Here is a 19735-nt window from a genome sequence, read left to right on the forward strand (position 1 = left end):
TGGCCGTTCCCGGAACTCCCCGCGACAGCTTGCGTCCAACCGGGTACAATCCAGCTTCCTCACTGGGGCCGACCTGGTTTCGACGTGGGTTACAAAGCAGTGGAGGGCATACCGAGGACCCGTCACCTCGTTAATCAATGGGAATGCAATAACTGCTAACGACGAACGTTACGCACTGGCCGCTTAATTGCGGCCGTCCTCGCACTGGCTCGCTGACGGGCTAGGGTCGCAAGACCACGCGAGGTCATTTACGTCAGATAAGCTCCGGAAGGGTCACGAAGCCGGGGACGAAAACCTAGTGACTCGCCGTCGTAGAGCGTGTTCGTCCGCGATGCGCCGGTTAAATCAAATGACAGAACTAAGTATGTAGAACTCTCTGTGGAGGGCTTACGGACGCGGGTTCGATTCCCGCCGGCTCCACCAGTATTCAGTCCGATGCAGCACCTGCAGGTCTAGAAACCCGCGATAGCCGAAGGCTTCGCGGGTTTTTTCTTTGGCAGCGGATACCCCGCCATCTGTTTTCCAGGACGGTAACCAAATCGCACCGCAGCCTTTGCAGTTGTTTACAGTCATGTCCCCAGCCCTGGCCTACGCTGGAATCGCTGCAGGCCGGGCCATGCACGGCATCAGCATCACAGTGCTCCACAGGCGGACGCCTGGCACCGGCTCCCCGTTGCCAGGCCCTTTCTCCACGCCGGCGCGACCGCACATCGTCCACAAGAAACGGAGTTGGCGATGCCAATCAAGTCCATCGAGGTCATCCTCACCCGAGACGCGCAGTGGGCCCTCGAATACGACCCCGACAACCCGGGACCGGTCTACCCGTCACGCGATGCCGCGATTGCCGCAGGCCTGCAGCTGGCGATGACCCACGATGCCGTCCTGACCATTCATGGCATCAATGACAAATCGGACGCGTTCGATTTCAGGGAATTGCACGTCCCTTTGCTCCATTGATGGTTGGTGCTGTCAGCGCGCAGTGGAAAGCAACATCCCCAGAATTGGGGATGCCCGGATCGCGTAGCGGCGCCATCATGGTATGCGGGCGTACTGCGACTCGCCCGCTACCACTTGTGGCCCTCGTCCTCCCTGGCCGAGGGCTCTTTCTTTGGGTGACGCACCGGTACAACGCAGCGTCACCGGGAAGCGCCGCCGGCGCCGGGCGCCGCGCGCTATACCCCCAGCGCCCGGCCATCGCTGCGCGGGTCGTGCGCGCCGCTAAGCTGCCCGCCGGTATCGATCCGGATCGCGCCCGGATGACCGGCCAGCTGGCTTTGCGCAGGGATCGGGCTCAGTTGATGGCCGCGCGCGGCAAGCTCGTTGAACACCGGCAGGCCGGCATCCTGTTCCAGCTTGAGGCTGTCGCGGCTGTCCGAGAAGGTCTTGCCCAGCAGGAAGCGCGGGCGGCGCAGAGCCGTCAGCGGATCCATGCCGTAGTCGATCATCCGTGTCAGCACCGCGGCCAGTGTCTGCGGCTGGCCGTCGGCGCCTTGCGTGCCGTACAGCAGGTGCGGCCGGCCCTGCTTGAGGTAGATGCCGGGATTGAGGGTATGGAATGGCCGCTTGCCGCCGCGCAGCACGTTGGGGCTGGCGGGATCGAGGCTGAACGATGCGCCGCGGTTGTGCCAGAGCACCCCCGTGTCGCCGACGACCAGGCCGCTGCCCCAGTCGAAATAGACGGTCTGCAGCATGCTCACGCAGCGGCCCTCGCGGTCGGCGGCGCCGATGTAGACGGTGTCGCCGGGCTTGAACACATGCGGCCACGCCATGGCGCGGTCCATGCGGATGCGGCGCGCGTGGGCGTCGAGATTGGACCTGGACAACAGCCGCTCCAGCGGCACGTCGACAAAATCGGGATCGGCGACGTAGCGGTTGCGGTCCAGGAACGCCAGCTTCACGGCCTCGACCAGCAGGTGGTAATAGTCTGCGCTGCCTTCCTGGATACCGGACAGATCGAACCGGTCGAGGATGCCCATGATCTCCAGCGTGGTCACGCCTTGCGTGGGCGGACGCAGGCCGAGCAGTTCGCCGTCGCGGTAGGCCACGCGCAGCGGCACTTCTTCGCGCGCCTGGCAGCGCGCCAGGTCCTGTTCGCGCAACGGCGAGCCGGCCTTGGCCAGCCCGGCGGCAAGGCGACCGGCGAGGTCGCCCTCGTAGAATTCGCGCCCGCCCTGTGTCGCCACCCGGTCCAGGGTGCGGGCCAGCTCAGGCTGGCGGAACATTTGGCCGGGCCTGGGCATGCGCCCGTCTGGCATGAAGACCTGTCCGAAGCCATCCCAGCCTGACAGGTCCGCCGAGCGGAACTCCTGCCAGAAGCACTGTGACGGCGTGACCGGGAATCCGTTGGCGGCGTACTCGGTGGCCCGCGCCAGCAGCGCCGACCACGACTGCGTGCCGCCCCACTGGTCCCGGCTGAAGGCAAAGGCGCGGTCCCAGATCGCAACGGTGGCGGCGGCAGTGAGTGCCGCTGCCGGGCCCCGCAGCGGAATCGTGCCGGCATAGCCCGAGGTCTCGGACGCCGCCTGGCCGATGCCGGAGAACGTGCGCACATTGCCGCCGCGGTCGCTGACCACCAGGAAGGCGTCGCCCCCCAGGCCGGTAAAGTGCGGGTATGTCACGCTCAGCACCGCGCCGATGGCAATCGCCGCCTCGATGGCGTTGCCCCCGGCCTTCAATACCTCCAGCCCCGCCTGGCTGGCCAGTCCATGCGGGCTGGTGACCATGCCCGCGGACGAATGCGCCAGCCCTGCGCGCCCGGATTGCGCCGGCTCCTGCGCCAGTTCCTGGCCGACGGCAGGCAATATGGTGCTGCCCGCCAGCGCGGCCGAGCCGGCCAGGAATGCCCGGCGCGACGTGCCGGTGCCGCAAGGATCCACTTCACCCAGAAATTCCATACCCACTTCCCCCGGATACGCGCGGCCGGCCCACGCTGGCAGCCGCGATAACGATTCGATGATGGCGCCGGGTCATGCTGCGCCTGGCACGCAAACCCGGCAGGACGCGTCGGCTCAGGTCTCGGTCTTCCAGCCTTGCCATGGGCGTTCGGCAACGGATTCCGGTGCCGCGTAGTGATGCTTGATCCAGGCATAGGCCGGTCCGAGCGCATTCATGGCGATCACCGCGCCAAGCGCGACAACGGGATCGCCCGGCACCGGGCCGAAGCCGCCGAACAGCGTGGCGAAATACGAGGCAAAGCCAAAGAACATGCCGGGGATGAAGCGCAGCGTGACGAACACGCGAGCGAGATACATCATCGAAGCGTTGAGCGCGAACAGGATCACCATCTCCGCCACGATCAGCGCTGGCCCGGAGAACTGCTCGGCCGCCTGGCGGAAGCAAAGCACGATGACAAAGGCAAAGAGCGAGCCCACCGGCAGTGTCGGCCAGATCTTCTTCAGGTTCTCCGGCGTGGGACCGCCCATGGCAAAGGTCGCGGCCCAGCTGATGAAGATGGCCCATGGCGGCAGGTGCGAGGCATGCGCGGCGATGGGAACGGTTGTGATGGCAAGCAGTGAAGCCACGACTTCGGCGGGCAGCTTTCTCATGATCGACTCCTTGATGGACGGGGAACGGGCATTGCGGTCAGTGTGGGCAGCACCGGTGCCGATGGATCTCGCAGCGATGCTGCGTGACTACGGTGATCTTGCCGCGCTTGACCACCCACAGCCGCGGCGGGATGTCGATCAGCGCATCGGCCACCTGGAAGGTATCGAGCACGACCAGGTCAGCCTGGCGCCCGACCTTGAGGCCATAGGTGTCGTGCAGGCCCATCGCGCGCGCGGCGTTGTGCGTGCCCATGTCGAGCACCGCGAGCTGGTGCTCGGGCACGCCGAACTGGGCCACGTGCGCCAGCATGTTGCCGATCTGCAGCATGTCGGCCTTGCCGAACGGCGTGAAGGCGTTGCGGATATTGTTCGAGGAATACGCCACGTTGACGCCGCCGCTGTGCAGGGCCTTCACCGGCGCCAGCCCGCGGCGCTGGTTCTGGACGTCCTTGCGGCCGCCGAGATAGAGATCGGTGGCGGGCAGCGTGACGATGTTGATGCCGGCCTCGCGGATCTGCTCGATCAGCGGCTGCAGCTGCGCCGCGTCAAGCGCGCCCAGGCTCGTGACATGGCCCAGCGACACGCGCCCCTGGTAGCCGGCTTCGATGGTCTTCTGCGCGATATATGACACTGCGGCAAAGCGCTGGTCGCCGGTGTCGTCGGCAAAATCGGCATGCATGTCGACCGGCGCGTCATAGCGTTGCGCCAGTTCGAAGACCATGTCGATATGGCGCATGGTGTCGGCCCAGCTCAGCTCGTTGTACGGGCAGCCGCCGACCACATCGGCGCCCATGTCCATGGCTTCTGTCAGCAGCTCGCGGGTGCCCTGCGATTTCAGGATGCCCTCTTGCGGGAAGGCCACGATCTGCAGGTCGAGCAGATCGTGGTACTCCGATTTCAGTTCAAGCAGCGTCTCCACCCCGATCAGCCCCTGGATCAGGTCGACATCGGGATGCGCGCGGATCGCCACCGTGCCGTTCCTGACCGCCATGTCCAGCACCTGGCGCGAGCGGTCCAGCACATCCTGGCGCTGCTGCTTGCTTTTCAGGATGCCGGTGACGCGGATGGCTTCGTCCAGCGTGCCGAAGCGTGCCGGCAGGCGGCGGTGCAGCAGAGCCTTGTCCAGGTGCAGGTGCGCTTCGACCAGCCCCGGGATGACCGCGCGGCCGCCGGTCTCGATCACTTCATGCGCCGGCACGTCGATGCCGGGCTCGATGGCGGCGATACGGCCGTCGCGGATGGCGATATCGGTCAGGGGCGCGTCGTCGCGTACACAGGCGTCCCGGATCAGCAGGTCCAGCTGCATGGCTTGTCTCCTCAGGTCTTGTTATGCAGGCGAAGTCAGGGCTTCGCTACCTGAAGCGTAGGTGCCGGGGCGGCATCACTACATCAGGATTGGCTGAATTCGACCTAAGGATTTTCCTAGACGCACCGCAGCAGACTAGGCCGCGTCCCCGGCTTCGGCGAGCAGGCCGTGGCGGATGGCGTAGTGCACCAGCCCGGCCGTCGAAGCGATATCCATCTTGCCGAGAATGTTGGCCTTGTGGGTGCTTACCGTCTTGGCGCTGAGCGACAGCGCCGCGGCGACCTCGTTGATGCCCAGCCCCTCGGCCAGCATCTGGAACACCTGCAGTTCACGCGCCGTCAGGCGTGCATGCGGCAACATGGCATCGGGCTGCCGGGCCTGGCTGAGGAGCTTGTCGGCAATCGCCGGCGAGACCGCGGTACCGCCGCGCGCCACCTTGCGGATGGCACCGAGCAGCTGGTCGGACTCCACATTCTTGGTCAGGTAGCCAGCCGCGCCCGCGCGGATAGCCTGCACCGCATATTGCGACTCGCGGTACATGCTCAGCACCAGGATCGGTAGCGCCGGATAGCCGGCCCGTATCTGCTGGATCAGCAGGATGCCGCTGCGCCCCGGCATCGACATGTCCAGCAACAGCACGTCCGGCGTCTGCGCGCGCAGCAGCGCCAACACTTCGCAGCCGTCGGCGGCTTCGGCCACCACCTGCATGTCGGGCACGGTGGAGAAGATCTTCTTGAGCCCGTCGCGGATGATGGTGTGGTCGTCGGCAAGCATCAGGCGGATCATCTTGCGCCTCCGTTGCCGGCAGCGCCGGCATTGGGGATCTGCGCCTCGACCCGGGTGCCGCCGCCCTTCTCGCTGGTTACCGCCAGCTTGCCGCCCAGCATCAGCGCACGCTCGCGCATCCCCAGCAAACCCAGGCTGCGGCGATGCCCGGCCCTGGACGCATCGATGCCGCGGCCGTTGTCGGCAACCACCAGCCGCAAGGTCCCGCCGGCCGCGCTCAGCTCCACCCGCACGCGATCGGCGCGGCCATGGCGGCAGGCATTGGTCAGCGCTTCCTGCGCGATGCGAAAGACCGCGGTGCTGAGTTCGGCGCTGAGCTCGCCGACGGGCTGCAGCGCCAGCTCGCAGGCGATGCCGCCGCGCTCGGAAAAAGACTCGGCCAGCCACTCGATCGCCGCGGTCAGCCCCAGCTCATCCAGCAGCGGCGGGCGCAGGTCTGCCGCGATGCGCTGCACCGCGTCCACCGTCGAATCCGCGATCTGCTTGAGCATCTGCAAATGCTTGCGGCACGCGTCGCCGGCATCGGGGCCCTGCTGCGCTTCGATAAAGCTGAGTCCCAGGCGCAATGCCGTCAGGGACTGCCCAAGCTCATCGTGCAGCTCGCGTGAGATCCGGGTGCGCTCCGCCTCGCGCACGGACTGCAGGTAGGCGGACAGCTCACGCAGCTGCGCGCGCGATTCCAGCAACTCCTGCTCGGAGCGCTTGCGGTCGGTAATGTCGCGCGAGATGCCAACCGTGCCGACGACCGCGCCGTCCTGGCCCCGAATCGGCATCTTGATGGTATCGAACCAGCGCAGGCTACCGTCCTGGCCGTGACGGCATTCCTCATAACGCCGGCGGATGCCGCTGGCCACCACCGCCTTGTCGGTGTCCAGGTAGACCTGTCCCCATTCCTCCGACCACACCTTGTCCGGCGTGCTGCCCAGAATCTCGGCCTCGGACCGCCCGCATGCGGCCATGAAGGCGTCATTGACCAGGACGTAGCGGGAGCCGGCGTCCTTCAACCAGGCCTGGTCCGGTATGTTGTTCAGTATGGCCCGCTGCAGGTCGACATACGTATCCATGACTTCTCCTTGCCGGGCTTTTGCCTTGTCGGCAGGCGCCCGATTCATGACGGGCAAGAATTGATTCATGCCTTGCACGCATCAGACCGCATGGCCTGCCTGCAGCCCCTCGCAGACTATAGCCAGCAACCGGCGGCAATGCGCTTGTCGTTTTCCTCAATGCCTGCACGAAAGCGGGAAGTCCGGATCACAGAGCCTTGCGACACGGTGTGGATCATGGGGTTGTTGGGCAGTTCTTCCGTTCCGGTGGCATGAAATCTCTGACCCAGATTTAAGGCAAGCCTTATTGCTGCCGGGAATGCGCCACACGTATCGTAGTAGCGCAACTTTAACCGGCATGCCGGAAAGCCGGAAAGCCGGAGGGCCGCACAACCTGGCCGTTTGTGCGCGCCGCACATGCCATCACCGCGAGCCCTGCCATGAACGGAAAACAGCTAATCAGCACCCTGCGCCACTGGCTGGTGGTACTTGCATGCTTTGCGGTCCCGCATTTGGCTCATGCGGCCTGCAGCTCCACGCCGGCGATGCCATATCTGCAGGCACTCAGCAACATGGCAGTCGCCGCCAACCTCGCCGTCGGCAGCACCATTCCCGGAACAGTGCATTACTACTCATTCAGCGGCACCTGTACCAACGTGCCGCCGTACGTGGTGGCCGGTGCTCCCATCATCTCCTGCTACTACGGCAGCGGCACTGAAGTCATGCCCGGCGTCTACTCCACCGGAGTCGCCGGCATCGGCATCCGGCTGCGCAATGCAGCGGGCCAGCCCATGACCAACGCAGCCGGCTTGAACTGCGATACCCGCAGCGCAAACCTTGGCTACCTGGACGCCAGCCTGAACTATTCGGTGTCGGTATCGGTGGAATTCGTGAAGACCGGGACGATCACTTCAGGCAATCTTGATCCCACCCAGACCCGCTTCGGCTTCGGCGTCTACAAGGGCAGCACGGCAGGGGGACTGGGTGGCGTCGACAACTATATCGGCTTCAGCGGCAACGTGACACCGCGGGAAATTGCCTGCAACACCAACTATCCCCCCGTGGTCAACCTGCCTGCAATCAGTGCCACGACGCTCGCAAACCAGGGCGCGGGCGGCAATACGCCCTTCGCCATCCAGCTGACCTGCAGTGGCGCGGCGATTGTTGGCATGACACTGGACGGGGCCATAGGCACGCCGGTAGCCTCGGCCGCGAATGGCATCCTTGGTATCGTCACTGCCGGGACGGGCGGCATGGCCAGCGGCGCAGGCGTGCAGATCGTCAATGCGAGCGGCACCGAGCCTGTACCCCTGCAGGTGCGCAATGCGATGGGCAACATCACGGCCAACGTCCCCGCCACATACCGCTTCGGCGCGCGCTACATCGGCCTTGGCGGCACGCCCTCCCCGGGGACGGTATCAAGCGCGATGATCTTTACCATGGATTATCAGTAGCGCGCACGGAAGCCGCACGGCGAAGGACTACAATAGGCGGTTGCAGTCCTTGAAGGCTTTCGCCATGTCTGACCATCCCCGCTTCACCATCAACCGTTCCATGGTCGCGCTGGTCCCGGAACAGCCGTTCCTGGACTGGATCCAGGCGGTCGATCCCCAGCCGGTGGCCGGCCTCACGCTAGAGCAGGTGCGCGAGGACCAGAGCGTGTTTCTGCTGCCGGAAGAGCTGGCCGATACGCACGACAACGCCTTGCGCTGGGTCGAGAAGCGCTGGCAGGAATTCTTTGAATTCATGCTGGGCGAGTGGTTCGATGACTCGATGTGGCCCGAGGAACTGTCGCTGCAGATGTTCCGCGAGTGGTTCAGCGTGCGCTACCACTCGATGGTGTTCGACATGGCGCCTGACGTGCCGGTCATGCACGATGACTGGGACGACGAAGACGACGCATCCGAGATGCTGCACTAGGAACAAGGATCAGGAACCCGGCCGGCAGCGCGCCGGCCCGGGTTTCGGCGTCGCCAGCGACGCCTCAGAGGAAGCGGTCGAGGATCTTGCGGCTGTGCTTGTCCAGCGCCGTCAGGTCGCGGATCAGGTAGTGGATGCCGTGCGTGTCCGATATCAGCAGCGTGCTGCCGGCCAGGCGCCGGATTGCCTCTTCGCCGCGCAGCACCAGCTCGGTCTTGCCGCGATCGGTTTGCACCGTCCACACGCTGGGCGTGGCGTAGGTCGACACGCTGACGATACGCTGGATCTCCGGCATGAACTCGCGCGAGGCGAGTTCCGCTTCGATCATGTCGCGCTCTGCCTGCGGCACATCCTCCAGCCGCGGAATCCACACCACCTCATGCCCGTCGGTGCTCATCAGGCCGATGCCGCCCTGCGGCGCGGAAATCGGGAAGGCGCGCACCGGCACCACGCCTTCGTGGACGGTGCCGTCTTCGGCGATCAGGACCAGGCGGCCAAAACGATTGCGATCTAGCGTAAACATGGGTGTCGGCGTGGTGGCGGGAACGTCATTGGGCATTGGCGGCCTCCGGCGTTTCGATCGCTTCGTCTTCGCCGTCCTCGGTGTCGACATTGCGCGCCTGCGCCTGGTACAGCTTGTAGTATGCGCCTTCGCGCAACAGCAGATCATCATGGCTGCCGACTTCGACGATCTGGCCGCGGTCCATCACCACCAGCCGGTCGGCCTTGCGCAGTGTCGACAGGCGGTGCGCGATGGCGATGGTGGTGCGGCCCTGCACCAGGTTGTCGAGCGCCTTCTGGATTTCCTTCTCGGTGGCGGTGTCGACCGACGAGGTGGCCTCGTCCATGATCAGGATGCGCGGGTTGATCAGCAGCGCGCGCGCGATCGAGATGCGCTGGCGCTCGCCGCCTGACAGCGCCTGGCCACGCTCACCGACCAGCGAGTCATAGCCGTGCGGCAGGCGCAGGATGAACTCGTGCGCATGCGCGGCGCGCGCGGCGGCGATGATCTCCTCGCGCGTGGCGTCGGGCTTGCCGTAGGCAATATTGTCGGCAATCGTGCCGAAGAACAGGAACGGCTCCTGCAGCACCAGGCCGATATGGCGGCGGTACTCCGACACCGGCAGCGAGCGGATATCGACGCCGTCGACGCGGATCGCGCCCTCGGAAACATCGTAGAAACGGCAGATCAGGTTGACCAGCGTGCTCTTGCCCGAGCCGCTGTGCCCCACCAGGCCAATCATCTCGCCCGGCTCGATCGACAGGTTCAGCCCGCGGATCACCGCGCGGTTGCCGTAGCGGAAGCCCAGGTCGCTCATGTCGATGGCGCCTTCGACCTTGTCCAGCTTCGCCGGGCGCACCGGCTCCGGCACGCTCGACACATGGTCGAGGATGTCGAAGATGCGCTTGGCGCCGGCAGCGGCCTTCTGCGTCACCGAGACGATCCGGCTCATCGAATCCAGCCGGGTATAGAAGCGGCTGATATAGGTCAGGAACGCCACCAGCACACCCACCGTGATGGCGCTGTGCGACACCTGCCAGATACCGAACACCCACACGATCAGCAGGCCGATCTCGGTCAGCAGGGTCACCGTCGGCGTGAACAGCGACCATACCGCGTTGACGCGGTCGTTGATCGCCAGGTTGTGCTTGTTGGCCTCGCGGAAGCGCGACACCTCACGCTTTTCCTGGGCAAAGGCCTTGACCACGCGGATGCCGGGGATGGTATCGGCCAGCACATTGGTGATCTCGGACCAGATCCGGTCGATCTTCTCGAAGCCGTGGCGCAGGCGGTCGCGCACCAGGTGGATCATCCAGGCGATGAACGGCAGCGGCACCAGCGTGACCAATGCCAGCCACGGGTTGATCGACACCAGGATCACCGCCGTCATGAGGATCATCAGCACGTCGGTGGCAAAGTCCAGCAGGTGCAGCGACAGGAAGACGCAGATGCGGTCGCTTTCCGAGCCGATGCGCGCCATCAGATCGCCGGTGCGCTTGCCGCCGAAGTATTCCAGCGACAGCTTTAGCAGATGTTCGTACGTGGTAGTGCGCAGATCGGCGCCGATACGCTCCGATACGCGCGCAAGCAGGTAAGTGCGCGCCCACCCCAGCGACCAGGCCACCAGCGCCGCCCCCAGCAATCCCGCGAGGTACAGACGCACCAGCCCGTAGTCGATCGGCACCCCGTTCTGGAACGGGATCAGCACCTTGTCCATCAGCGGCATGGTCAGGTACGGCGGCACCAGCGTGGCCGCGGTGGACAGCAGCGTCAGCAGGAAGCCCGCCAGCAGCTGCCACTGGTACGGCCGGGCAAAGCGCCACAGGCGCAGCAGCGCCCAGGTCGACGGCGGGGTTTCCAGCTCCCGGCTGCATTGGGGGCACTGTTCCTCGTCCGGCGGCAGCGGCGCCTTGCAGGTCGGGCACAGCACTTCGCCCGCCCCGCCCGCCGGGCGCGCGCCGGCGGCATCGCGCTGGAATTCGAACTGGTCGGCCAGCCGCAGCGCGGCCGGATTGTAACCAAGCGTGTATCGCCAGCTCGCCAGCCGGCCTTCTGGACCGCTCAGTTCCAGCGCGCCCACGCCCGCGTGGTCGGTGTGCGACAGGCACAGGGAGGTCCCGATGTTCCATTCCCGCACATTTTTTTCACCGGGAGCCCGGGCAACGATGCGCTGGTCGGTCACAACCAGCCACCCTTGGGTAAAATGCAGCTTCGCGTCGAGGTCCAGAGCCAGTCCGGCCAGGACGGTCTCGCCGGGTCGGAGCCACGATCCGGATTCGGTACGCCAGGGCTCGTCGGCAGCAGGGGCGGTAGGGACAGGCAGGGAGGACTGGGTCATGGATGGCGCGGCGTGCGTCCAGGGGGTACGGACATAACTTGAAACAAATTTAGGCCGGGCACGCTCTGGCGGCCCGCGAATTCGCCCGCAGTATACATAACGACGAACGCGCGGGTACTCCTGATGCACTGCACAATCACTTTTACACGAAGAAAGTCAACCCGCTCTGTGCTGTAACGTTACTGAAAGGTTAGGCTTCCATTTCTCGGGCGGTTCCGCCCACTGCCTCAAGCTAATTCAATGAAAAAGAAGGACATTGAGATTTTCGATGTCATGTCGCTGCGCGGCCCGAATATGTGGACATATCGGCCCGTACTGGAGGCATGGGTCGATATCGGGGAACTGGAGGACTTTCCCTCCAACACGATTCCGGGGTTCCACGAGCGCCTGTCGGCCTGGCTGCCGTCGCTGATCGAGCATCGCTGCAGTATCGGCGAGCGCGGCGGCTTCCTGCAGCGCGTGAAGGACGGCACCTGGCCCGGCCATATCCTGGAACACGTGACGCTTGAGCTGCAGAACCTGGCGGGCATGCCCGGCGGCTTCGGCAAGGCGCGCGAGACCCCGGTGCGCGGCGTCTACAAGGTGATCGTGCGCGCCTGGCACGAGCAAGTCACCCGCGTCGCCCTGTTCACCGCCCGCGACCTGGTCATGGCCGCGATCGAGGACCGTCCCTTCGACGTCCCCGCCGCCGTGGACAACCTGCGCCGCCTGGTGGACGAGCATTGCCTGGGCCCCAGCACCGCCTGCATCGTCGATGCCGCGGACGACCGCGACATCCCGGCGATCCGCCTGTCGGACGGCAACCTGGTGCAGCTGGGCTACGGCGCGCGCCAGCGCCGCATCTGGACCGCCGAGACCGACCGCACCAGCGCCATCGGCGAAAGCATTTCGCGCGACAAGGACCTGACCAAGAGCCTGCTGGAGTCCTGCGGCGTGCCGGTCCCCGAGGGCCGCATGGTCGATTCCCCGGCAGACGCCTGGGACGCCGCCGAGGACATCGGCGTGCCGGTGGTGGTCAAGCCCTATGACGGCAACCACGGCCGCGGCGTGTTCACCAACCTGATGACCCGCGAGGAAGTCGAGACCGCCTACGGCGTGGCCATCGACGAAGGCAACGGCGTCATCGTCGAACGCTTCATCCCCGGCAACGAGCACCGCCTGCTGGTGGTGGGCGGCCGCCTGGTGGCCGCCGCCATGGGCGAGACCGCGAGCGTGGTCGGCGACGGCAAGTCCACCATCGACGAGCTGATCGAGCTGCAGATCAATTCCGATCCGCGCCGCGGCACCACCGAGGATCATCCGCTGAACCGTGTGCGGCTGGACTCGGCCGCGCGCCTGGAACTGAAGCGCCAGGGCATGGACGCCAGCTCGGTACCGCCCGAAGGCCGCACCGTGCTGATCCAGCGCAACGGCAATGTCGCCTTCGACGTCACCGACCGTGTGCACCCGAGCGTCGCCGCGCATGCGGCGCTCGCCGCGCGCGTGGTCGGGCTGGACATCGCCGGCGTGGACCTGGTGGCCGAGGACATCTCGCGCCCGCTGGCCGAGCAGCGCGGCGCCATCGTCGAGGTCAACGCCGGCCCCGGCCTGCTGATGCATATCAAGCCGGCCGAAGGCACGCCGCGCCCGGTCGGCCGCGCCATCGTCAACCACCTGTTCCCTGAGTCCGATGACGACCAGGGCCGCATCCCGGTGGTGGGCGTGACCGGCACCAACGGCAAGACCGTGGTCGCGCGCCTGGTGGCGCGCCTGCTGCAGCTGTCGGGCAAGCATACCGGCCTGGCCTGCAGCGACGGGCTGTTCCTGGACCGCCGCCAGGTGGAAAGCGGCGACCGCGCCAACTGGGAATCGGGCCATCGCATCCTGATGAACCGCGCGGTCGAGGCCGCCGTGTTCGAGAACGACAGCGGCAGCATCCTCTCCGAAGGCCTGGCCTATGACCGCTGCCAGGTCGGCGTGGTCACCAATTTCGACCAGCCCGACCACCTCGGCGACTACTACGTCGAGGACGAGGACCGCATGTACAACGTGCTGCGCACGCAGGTCGACGTGGTGCTGGAGACCGGCGCGGCCGTGCTCAACGCGCGCGACGAACGCCTGGTGGAGATGGCCGGGCTGTGCGACGGCGACGTGATCTTCTTCGGCCTGACGCCGGAACTGCCTGCTATCGTGTCGCACCGCGCCGCCGGCAAGCGCGCGGTGTACCTGCGCGAAGGCAAGATCGTGCTGGCCACCGGCAGCAGCGAGACCGCGCTGGTGGACGTGGCCGCGGTGCCACTGACCTATGCCGGGCGCGTCGCGTTCCAGGTCGAGAACGTGCTGGCGGCCGTGGCCGCGGGCTGGGCGCTGGGCATTTCCAACGACCTGATCCGCGCCGGCGTGGTGACCTTCGATGTCGGCCAGGTCGACGTGCCGGGCCGCTTCACGCTGTTCGAGCGCAACGGCGCCACCGTGGTGGTCGACGACGCCCACAACGCGCCCGCGCTGGAAGCCCTGGCGACCGCGCTGGAGCGCTTCCCGGCCGAGCGCCGCATGGTGGTCTACGGCGCCGGCATGCAGCGCCGCGACGAAGACCTGGTGCGCCAGGGCATGGCGCTGGGGCAGCATTTCGACCGCGTCTTCCTGTGCGAGGACCGCAGCGTCAAGCGCGCCCTGCCCGATGCCGAGGCGCGCGCGCTGCTCAAGCAGGGCCTGTACGAAGGCCGGCGCGTGACCAAGATCATCGACGAAGGCACGCGCGCCAGCGCCATTGAAACCGCGCTCAGCCAGCTGGTGCCGGGCGACCTGCTGGTTCTGCAGTGCGACGAGGCCGCCACCGGCGCCACCGTCGACCTGGTGCACCACTGGATGGGCCAGCCTGCGCGCCGCGCCTGACGCGGCCCCAAGCTCAACCGCGCATAGAAGACACGGAAACCGTTCTATGGAAGTCTCACGTATCCGGGCCCTGCGGGGCCCGAACCTGTGGTGCCGCCACACCGCCATCGAGGCGATCGTGGCCTGCCAGGATGCCACCAACATGCTGTCGGCGCTGCCCGGTTTTGAAGACCGGCTGCGCGCCCGTTTCCCCGAAATCGGGCCGCTGCGCCCGGACGAGGAGTCGGGTGAGCTGTCGCTGGCCCACGTGCTGGAAGTGACCGCGCTGCGCCTGCAGGCCGCCGCCGGCTGCCCGGTCACCTTCAGCCGCACCGCGCAGACGGTCGAGCCCGGCACCTACCAGGTGATCGTGCAATACAGCGAGGAAGAAGTCGGCCGGCTTGCGTTCGAGCTGGCCGAGGCCCTGTGCCGCGCCGCGCGCAACGACACCCCGTTCGACCTGGCAGACGCGCTGCACCGCCTGCGCGAGCTGGACGAGGACGTGCGCCTGGGGCCCAGCACCGGCTCCATCGTCTACGCCGCCGTGGCGCGCGGCATCCCCTACCGGCGCCTGACGCAGGGCTCGATGGTGCAGTTCGGCTGGGGCAGCAAGCAGCGCCGTATCCAGGCCGCAGAGACCGACCGCACCAGCGCCGTGGCCGAATCGATCGCGCAGGACAAGGACCTGACCAAGACCCTGCTGCACGCCGCCGGCGTGCCGGTGCCGCTGGGCCGCTCGGTGCGCAGCGCCGAAGAGGCCTGGGCCGCAGCGCAGGAAATCGACGCCCCGGTGGTGGTCAAGCCGCGCGACGGCAACCAGGGCAAGGGTGTGGCGGTGCGCATCCGCACCCGCGAGGAAGTGATGACGGCCTACGAGGTCGCCTCGGACATCAGCTCGGACGTAATCGTCGAGCGCTATATCCCGGGCCATGACTTCCGCCTGCTGGTGGTCGGCAAGCAGCTGGTGGCGGCCGCGCGCCGCGACCCGCCGCAGGTCATCGGCGACGGCGTGCATACCGTGCGCCAGCTGGTCGAGGAAGTGAACCGCGACCCGCGCCGCGGTGAAGGCCATGCGACCTCGTTGACCAAGATCCGCTTTGACGACATCGCGCTGGCCACGCTGGCCAAGCAGAACCTGACCGCCGATTCCGTGCCGGCCAACGGCACGCGCGTGGTGTTGCGCAACAACGCCAACCTGTCCACCGGCGGCAGCGCCACCGACGTCACCGATGACGTCCACCCGGACATCGCCGCGCGTGCCGTGGCGGCGGCGCAGATGGTGGGCCTGGACATCGCCGGCGTCGACGCCGTGTGCGAGACCATGCTCAAGCCGTTCGAGGAACAGGCCGGCGGCATCGTCGAGGTCAACGCCGCGCCGGGCCTGCGCATGCACCTGCAGCCGTCGTACGGCAAGGGCCGCGCGGTCGGTGAAGCCATTGTCTCGACCATGTTCTCCGATGGCGACGATGGCCGCATCCCGGTGGTGGCCGTGTCCGGCACCAACGGCAAGACCACCACGGTCCGGCTGATCACCCACATCATGGCCACCAGCGGCCTGCGCATGGGCATGACCGGCACCGACGGCGTGTATATCCAGGGCGAGCGCATCGACACCGGCGACTGCAGCGGCCCGCGCAGCGCGCGCAACGTGCTGTTGCACCCGGACGTGGACGCCGCCGTGTTTGAAACCGCGCGCGGCGGCCTGCTGCGCGAAGGCCTGGCCTTCGACCGCTGCGACGTGGCGGTGGTGACCAACGTGGGCGAAGGCGACCACCTGGGCCTGTCCTACATCAATTCGGTGGAAGACCTGGCGGTGCTCAAGAGCGTGATCGTGCAGAACGTCGCGCCGCACGGCATGGCGGTCCTGAACGCAGCCGACCCGATGGTGGTGCGCATGGCCGACGCCTGCCCCGGCAGCGTCACCTTCTTCGCCCACGATCCCAACCAGCCGGCCATGGCCACGCACCGCGCGCAGGGCAAGCGCGTGGTGTTCGTGGACGGCGCCGACATCGTGGCGTCCGAAGGCGATACTGAAGTGCGCATCGCGGTAGCCGAGATCCCGCTGACGCGCAACGGCACCATCGGCTTCCAGGTCGATAACGCGATGTCGTCGATTGCCGCCGCGTGGGCGCTGGGCATCGACTGGCCGACCATCCGCCGCGGCCTGGCCACCTTCGTCAACGACGCGCAGACCGCCCCGGGACGCTTCAACGTGTTCGACTACCGCGGCGCCACGCTGATCGCCGACTACGGCCACAACCCGGATGCCATCCTGGCGCTGTGCAACGCTGTCGAGACCATCCCGGCCAAGCGGCGCATGGTGGTGATCAGCGGCGCGGGCGACCGCCGCGACGACGACATCCGCCGCCAGACCCAGATCCTGGGCGGCGTGTTCGATGAAGTCATCCTGTACCAGGACCAGTGCCAGCGCGGCCGCGCCGACGGCGAGGTGCTGGCGCTGCTGCGCGAAGGCCTGCAGGGCGCGCAACGCGCCGGCCAGGTCGAGGAGATCCGTGGCGAGTTCCTCGCCATCGATACCGCGCTGTCGCACCTGCAGCCGGGCGACCTGTGCCTGGTCCTGGTGGACCAGGTGGAAGAGGCGCTGGGGCATATCGCCAGCCGCATCGCGCAGGGCTGACCGGCCCGGCGATAAAAAAAGGCCAGCTCCGCAGAGCTGGCCTTTTTCTTTGCGCGCCGATCAGTGGCGTCCGGGCAGCGACAAGCGCCGCTCCAGCATATGCTGCACCCCCGACAGCCCCGTGCTCAGCACCCAGTAGATCGCCGCCACCGCCAGGTACAGAGGCAGCGGCTGGTAGGTGGCCGCGATCACCTCCTGCGCCGTGCGCAGCAGCTCGGTCACGGTGATGACCGATACCAGCGAGGTGTCCTTGATCAGGCTGATCAGGCTGTTGGACAGGCTTGGCACCGCCAGCCGCAGCGCCTGCGGGCCGATCACGTAGCGCAGTGCCTGCGCCGGCGTCAGGCCCAGGCTGTAGGCTGCCAGCCATTGGCCGCGCGACACGCCCAGGATGGCCCCGCGCATGCTCTCGGACAGGTAGGCGCCGACGTTCAGGCTCAGCGTCAGCACGCCCGCGGGCGTGGGCTCCAGCGCGATGCCGATGCCCGGCAGCCCGTAGTAGACGACAAAGATCTGCACCAGCAGCGGCGTGCCGCGCATGATGCTGACGTAGGTGCGCGCCGCCGCCTTGAGCACACGGCTATGGCTGATGCCCATCAGCGCCACCACCGTGCCCAGCATCAGCCCGAACACCATCGACCACAACGCGAACTTGATGGTCAGCAGCGTGCCCTGCAGCAGCACTGGCAGGGAATCGGTGACAAGCTGGAGAGCGGACATGGGCGTGGCGGCGGCAGAAGAATGAAAAAGAAAACGGCGCGGCAGCCATGCAGACCGCGGCGCCGCGACATGATACCGCCCGGCTTGCTGGCCGGCTTACCTGACTGGCTTACTTGATTGGCTTACCGGCGGGCCTGGTCACGTCGGTGCCGAACCACTTCACCGAGAGCTTGCCAAGCGTGCCGTCCTTGCCCAGGTCATCCAGCGCGTGGTTGATGGCCTGCGCGAACTTGGGGTTGTCCTTGCGGAACGGGATGGCCACCTGCGTGGTGGCACCCGCCACGATCGCGCCCGGTCGCAGCGGCAGGTTGGCGGTCTTGACCAGGTAGGCGACCATCAGCCGGTCGTTCAGCGCGGCGTCGACGCGCTGTGCCGCGAGGTCGCGCAGGTACTCAGGCGCGCCGGGATAGGTCTTGACGTCGATGCCCGGCACCGACTTGGCCAGGTCGTTGAAATTGCTGCCCAGGCTGACGCCGAGCTTGTGGCCCTTCAGGTCTTCCAGCGACTTGAACTGGCGCTTGTCGTCCTTGCGCTGGATCAGCTGCGCATCCGAGTAGACGTAGGGCGTGGAGAAGTCCAGCACTTGCTGGCGCTGAGCCGTGACGTTGACCTGGTTGACGATCACGTCGAACTTGCCCGCCTGCAGGCCGGCAATGATGCCGCTCCACTCGGTGGTGACGAACTCCGGCTTCACCCCCAGCTTGCCCGCCACCGCACGCGCCACGTCCACGTCAAACCCTTCCAGCTCGTTCTTCGCGCCGCGGAAGCCGAACGGCGGATACGTGCCCTCCAGGCCGATCTTTAGCACGCCGGCCTGCTTGACGGTATCGAGCAGGTCGGCGGCCTGCGCCGCGGTGGACGCCAGCCCGGCGCCGGCAAGCAGCGAGGCAGCCAGCAGGGATTTGAGCCAGCCAGTACGAATCGATCGCATATGTTCTCCAGTGGATGCGGATAAGCAGTGTGGGGGGCAGACAGCGCCGGAGGCCGCTTGTGAGGGCCGCCGGCCAGTTGTGCTGCTATGAGCCTATATCGGGCTCAACACTACCGCAAACACTATCGAGCGCTAAATACTGATTCATTATGGCTAAATAACCGCCGGACCTGATACGGCCCGGCCGTGGCGCCCTGCCCTTACTGGTAGGCCTTGTCGTTGGGCGCCGCGAACAGCGCCTTCATGTCGGCCGAGAGCGGGTAGTTCATGTTGATGCCGCGCGGCGGGATCGGCGACATGAACCACTTGTTGTACAGCTTCTCGGCACGGCCGCTGGTCTGCAGGTCTGCGATCACGCCGTCGGCCAGCTTCTTGAACGAGGGATCGTCCTTGCGGAACATGCAGGCGTAGTTCTCGGTCTGCAGCGGCACGCCGACCACCACCCAGTCGGCCGCGCTCTTGGCCTTGGTGCGCTCGCCGTACAGCAGCGGCTCGTCCATGACGAAGGCAGCGGCGCGGCCGGTCTCCAGGATCAGGAAGGACTGGCCGTGGTCCTTGGTGCTGATCAGGTTCATGTTCATGGCCTTCTCGCCGTTCATCTTGACCAGCAGGCGCTCGCCGGTGGTGCCGGCGGTGGTGACCACATTGCGGTCCTTCAGGTCGGTGAACTCCTTCACGCCCGAATCCTTCCTGGTCAGCATCTTGATGCCGTAGACGAACATGCTGTTCGAGAACGCCACCTGCTTCTGGCGCTCCAGGTTGTTGGTGGTGCTGCCGCATTCGATGTCGATGGTGCCGTTCTGCACCAGCGGGATGCGGTTCTGCGAGGTGATCGGGGTCAGGCGCATCTGCAGGCCGGGCATCTTCAGTTCGCTCTTCACCTTGTCGACAATCTGCAGCAGGATCTCGTGCGAATAGCCCATGACCTCCTTGCCGTCGGTGTATGAGAACGGGATCGACGATTCGCGATAGCCAAGCGAGATCACGCCGCTGTCCTTGATCTTCTTCAGCGTGTCGCCATCGGCGGCATGGGCGCCGGCGGCGGCCAGCAGCAGCGTGGCGGCCGCAAGCGCGCGGCGGGTGGCGGATCGGTGGGGGTGCAGTGATTGCATGTGGCGCTCCTTGTAGTGGGGCTTGGTCATTGAGGCATGTT

Annotated in this window: 16 protein-coding genes and 1 other RNA gene; 6 read left to right on the top strand and 11 right to left on the bottom strand. The window is 66.5% G+C overall.

Annotation, left to right across the window (positions count from 1 at the left end):
• The first annotated feature begins 64 nt into the window (after positions 1-64).
• Positions 65-423: a transfer-messenger RNA gene (gene ssrA, locus C265_RS31300) on the top strand.
• Here ssrA and C265_RS32485 read toward each other — a convergent pair.
• On the bottom strand, positions 388-573 hold the full coding sequence (locus tag C265_RS32485; RefSeq protein ID WP_153018154.1) for a hypothetical protein: 186 nt from the start codon (positions 571-573) through the stop codon (positions 388-390). The two genes, ssrA and C265_RS32485, sit on opposite strands and share 36 nt — an antisense overlap.
• 162 nt (positions 574-735) lie before the next feature.
• On the opposite strand from C265_RS32485, the gene C265_RS08535 reads away from it, so the two are divergent.
• On the top strand, positions 736-957 hold the full coding sequence (locus C265_RS08535; protein WP_010812967.1) for a hypothetical protein: 222 nt from the start codon (positions 736-738) through the stop codon (positions 955-957).
• Between the two features lie 215 nt (positions 958-1172).
• Here the strand turns inward: C265_RS08535 and C265_RS08540 are convergent, their stop codons facing one another.
• From C265_RS08540 to C265_RS08560, 5 genes are all read right to left on the bottom strand, one after another.
• The gene (locus C265_RS08540; RefSeq protein WP_010812968.1) at positions 1173-2894 is read right to left on the bottom strand and encodes a gamma-glutamyltransferase family protein; all 1722 of its coding nucleotides are present in this window, start codon (positions 2892-2894) and stop codon (positions 1173-1175) included.
• Positions 2895-3008: 114 nt separating this feature from the next.
• A complete protein-coding gene (locus C265_RS08545; RefSeq protein WP_010812969.1) occupies positions 3009-3545 on the bottom strand; it encodes a DUF1097 domain-containing protein in 537 nt (178 codons plus the stop codon).
• 37 nt (positions 3546-3582) lie between these two features.
• Positions 3583-4851, bottom strand: coding sequence for an amidohydrolase family protein (locus C265_RS08550; RefSeq protein WP_010812970.1), 1269 nt, complete (start codon positions 4849-4851; stop codon positions 3583-3585).
• A 135-nt stretch (positions 4852-4986) separates the two neighbouring features.
• Positions 4987-5637: a response regulator transcription factor gene (locus C265_RS08555; protein WP_010812971.1), complete on the bottom strand. Its 651-nt coding sequence runs from the start codon at positions 5635-5637 to the stop codon at positions 4987-4989.
• Complete coding sequence (locus tag C265_RS08560) at positions 5634-6701, bottom strand: PAS domain S-box protein (protein ID WP_010812972.1); 1068 nt, start codon at positions 6699-6701, stop codon at positions 5634-5636. The genes C265_RS08555 and C265_RS08560 overlap by 4 nt, the downstream gene beginning before the upstream one ends.
• Before the next feature lie 419 nt (positions 6702-7120).
• Between C265_RS08560 and C265_RS08565 the strand changes: the two genes are divergently transcribed.
• Together C265_RS08565 and C265_RS08570 are read left to right on the top strand one after the other, a co-directional pair.
• A complete protein-coding gene (locus C265_RS08565) occupies positions 7121-8134 on the top strand; it encodes a fimbrial protein (protein WP_010812973.1) in 1014 nt (337 codons plus the stop codon).
• Between the two features lie 64 nt (positions 8135-8198).
• Entirely contained in the window at positions 8199-8600 is a 402-nt protein-coding gene (locus tag C265_RS08570; protein ID WP_010812974.1) for a hypothetical protein, read from the top strand.
• Positions 8601-8664: 64 nt separating this feature from the next.
• On the opposite strand, the gene C265_RS08575 is transcribed toward C265_RS08570, so the two are convergent.
• Both C265_RS08575 and C265_RS08580 read right to left on the bottom strand, forming a co-directional pair.
• Positions 8665-9159 (bottom strand): DUF1854 domain-containing protein, encoded by a 495-nt coding sequence (locus C265_RS08575; protein WP_010812975.1) that lies wholly within the window; start codon positions 9157-9159, stop codon positions 8665-8667.
• Positions 9149-11440 (bottom strand): ABC transporter ATP-binding protein, encoded by a 2292-nt coding sequence (locus C265_RS08580; protein ID WP_037023922.1) that lies wholly within the window; start codon positions 11438-11440, stop codon positions 9149-9151. The genes C265_RS08575 and C265_RS08580 overlap by 11 nt, the downstream gene beginning before the upstream one ends.
• A gap of 240 nt (positions 11441-11680) precedes the next feature.
• On the opposite strand from C265_RS08580, the gene cphA (C265_RS08585) reads away from it, so the two are divergent.
• Both cphA (C265_RS08585) and cphA (C265_RS08590) read left to right on the top strand, forming a co-directional pair.
• Positions 11681-14314 (top strand): cyanophycin synthetase, encoded by a 2634-nt coding sequence (gene cphA / locus C265_RS08585; protein WP_010812977.1) that lies wholly within the window; start codon positions 11681-11683, stop codon positions 14312-14314.
• Between the two features lie 46 nt (positions 14315-14360).
• On the top strand, positions 14361-16931 hold the full coding sequence (gene cphA / locus C265_RS08590) for a cyanophycin synthetase (protein ID WP_010812978.1): 2571 nt from the start codon (positions 14361-14363) through the stop codon (positions 16929-16931).
• A gap of 60 nt (positions 16932-16991) precedes the next feature.
• On the opposite strand, the gene C265_RS08595 is transcribed toward cphA (C265_RS08590), so the two are convergent.
• The 3 genes from C265_RS08595 to C265_RS08605 all read right to left on the bottom strand — a co-directional run bounded on the left by C265_RS08595 (position 16992) and on the right by C265_RS08605 (position 19694).
• Positions 16992-17651, bottom strand: coding sequence for an amino acid ABC transporter permease (locus C265_RS08595; RefSeq protein ID WP_010812979.1), 660 nt, complete (start codon positions 17649-17651; stop codon positions 16992-16994).
• A 109-nt stretch (positions 17652-17760) separates the two neighbouring features.
• Positions 17761-18582 carry a transporter substrate-binding domain-containing protein gene (locus tag C265_RS08600; RefSeq protein WP_010812980.1) on the bottom strand — a complete coding sequence of 274 codons (822 nt, stop codon included), beginning with the start codon at positions 18580-18582 and terminating at the stop codon, positions 17761-17763.
• Between the two features lie 200 nt (positions 18583-18782).
• A complete protein-coding gene (locus C265_RS08605; RefSeq protein ID WP_010812981.1) occupies positions 18783-19694 on the bottom strand; it encodes a glutamate/aspartate ABC transporter substrate-binding protein in 912 nt (303 codons plus the stop codon).
• Positions 19695-19735: the final 41 nt, after the last annotated feature.

The organism is Cupriavidus sp. GA3-3, assembly GCF_000389805.1.
Lineage (GTDB): Bacteria > Pseudomonadota > Gammaproteobacteria > Burkholderiales > Burkholderiaceae > Cupriavidus > Cupriavidus necator_D.

Excerpts from the sequence above, each read along its gene's own strand:
- C265_RS32485 (WP_153018154.1), bottom strand. The coding sequence starts at position 573 with ATGACTGTAAACAACTGCAAAGGCTGCGGTGCGATTTGGTTACCGTCC.
- C265_RS08535 (WP_010812967.1), top strand. The coding sequence starts at position 736 with ATGCCAATCAAGTCCATCGAGGTCATCCTCACCCGAGACGCGCAGTGG.
- C265_RS08540 (WP_010812968.1), bottom strand. The coding sequence starts at position 2,894 with ATGGAATTTCTGGGTGAAGTGGATCCTTGCGGCACCGGCACGTCGCGC.
- C265_RS08545 (WP_010812969.1), bottom strand. The coding sequence starts at position 3,545 with ATGAGAAAGCTGCCCGCCGAAGTCGTGGCTTCACTGCTTGCCATCACA.
- C265_RS08550 (WP_010812970.1), bottom strand. The coding sequence starts at position 4,851 with ATGCAGCTGGACCTGCTGATCCGGGACGCCTGTGTACGCGACGACGCG.
- C265_RS08555 (WP_010812971.1), bottom strand. The coding sequence starts at position 5,637 with ATGATCCGCCTGATGCTTGCCGACGACCACACCATCATCCGCGACGGG.
- C265_RS08560 (WP_010812972.1), bottom strand. The coding sequence starts at position 6,701 with ATGGATACGTATGTCGACCTGCAGCGGGCCATACTGAACAACATACCG.
- C265_RS08565 (WP_010812973.1), top strand. The coding sequence starts at position 7,121 with ATGAACGGAAAACAGCTAATCAGCACCCTGCGCCACTGGCTGGTGGTA.
- C265_RS08570 (WP_010812974.1), top strand. The coding sequence starts at position 8,199 with ATGTCTGACCATCCCCGCTTCACCATCAACCGTTCCATGGTCGCGCTG.
- C265_RS08575 (WP_010812975.1), bottom strand. The coding sequence starts at position 9,159 with ATGCCCAATGACGTTCCCGCCACCACGCCGACACCCATGTTTACGCTA.
- C265_RS08580 (WP_037023922.1), bottom strand. The coding sequence starts at position 11,440 with ATGACCCAGTCCTCCCTGCCTGTCCCTACCGCCCCTGCTGCCGACGAG.
- cphA (WP_010812977.1), top strand. The coding sequence starts at position 11,681 with ATGAAAAAGAAGGACATTGAGATTTTCGATGTCATGTCGCTGCGCGGC.
- cphA (WP_010812978.1), top strand. The coding sequence starts at position 14,361 with ATGGAAGTCTCACGTATCCGGGCCCTGCGGGGCCCGAACCTGTGGTGC.
- C265_RS08595 (WP_010812979.1), bottom strand. The coding sequence starts at position 17,651 with ATGTCCGCTCTCCAGCTTGTCACCGATTCCCTGCCAGTGCTGCTGCAG.
- C265_RS08600 (WP_010812980.1), bottom strand. The coding sequence starts at position 18,582 with ATGCGATCGATTCGTACTGGCTGGCTCAAATCCCTGCTGGCTGCCTCG.
- C265_RS08605 (WP_010812981.1), bottom strand. The coding sequence starts at position 19,694 with ATGCAATCACTGCACCCCCACCGATCCGCCACCCGCCGCGCGCTTGCG.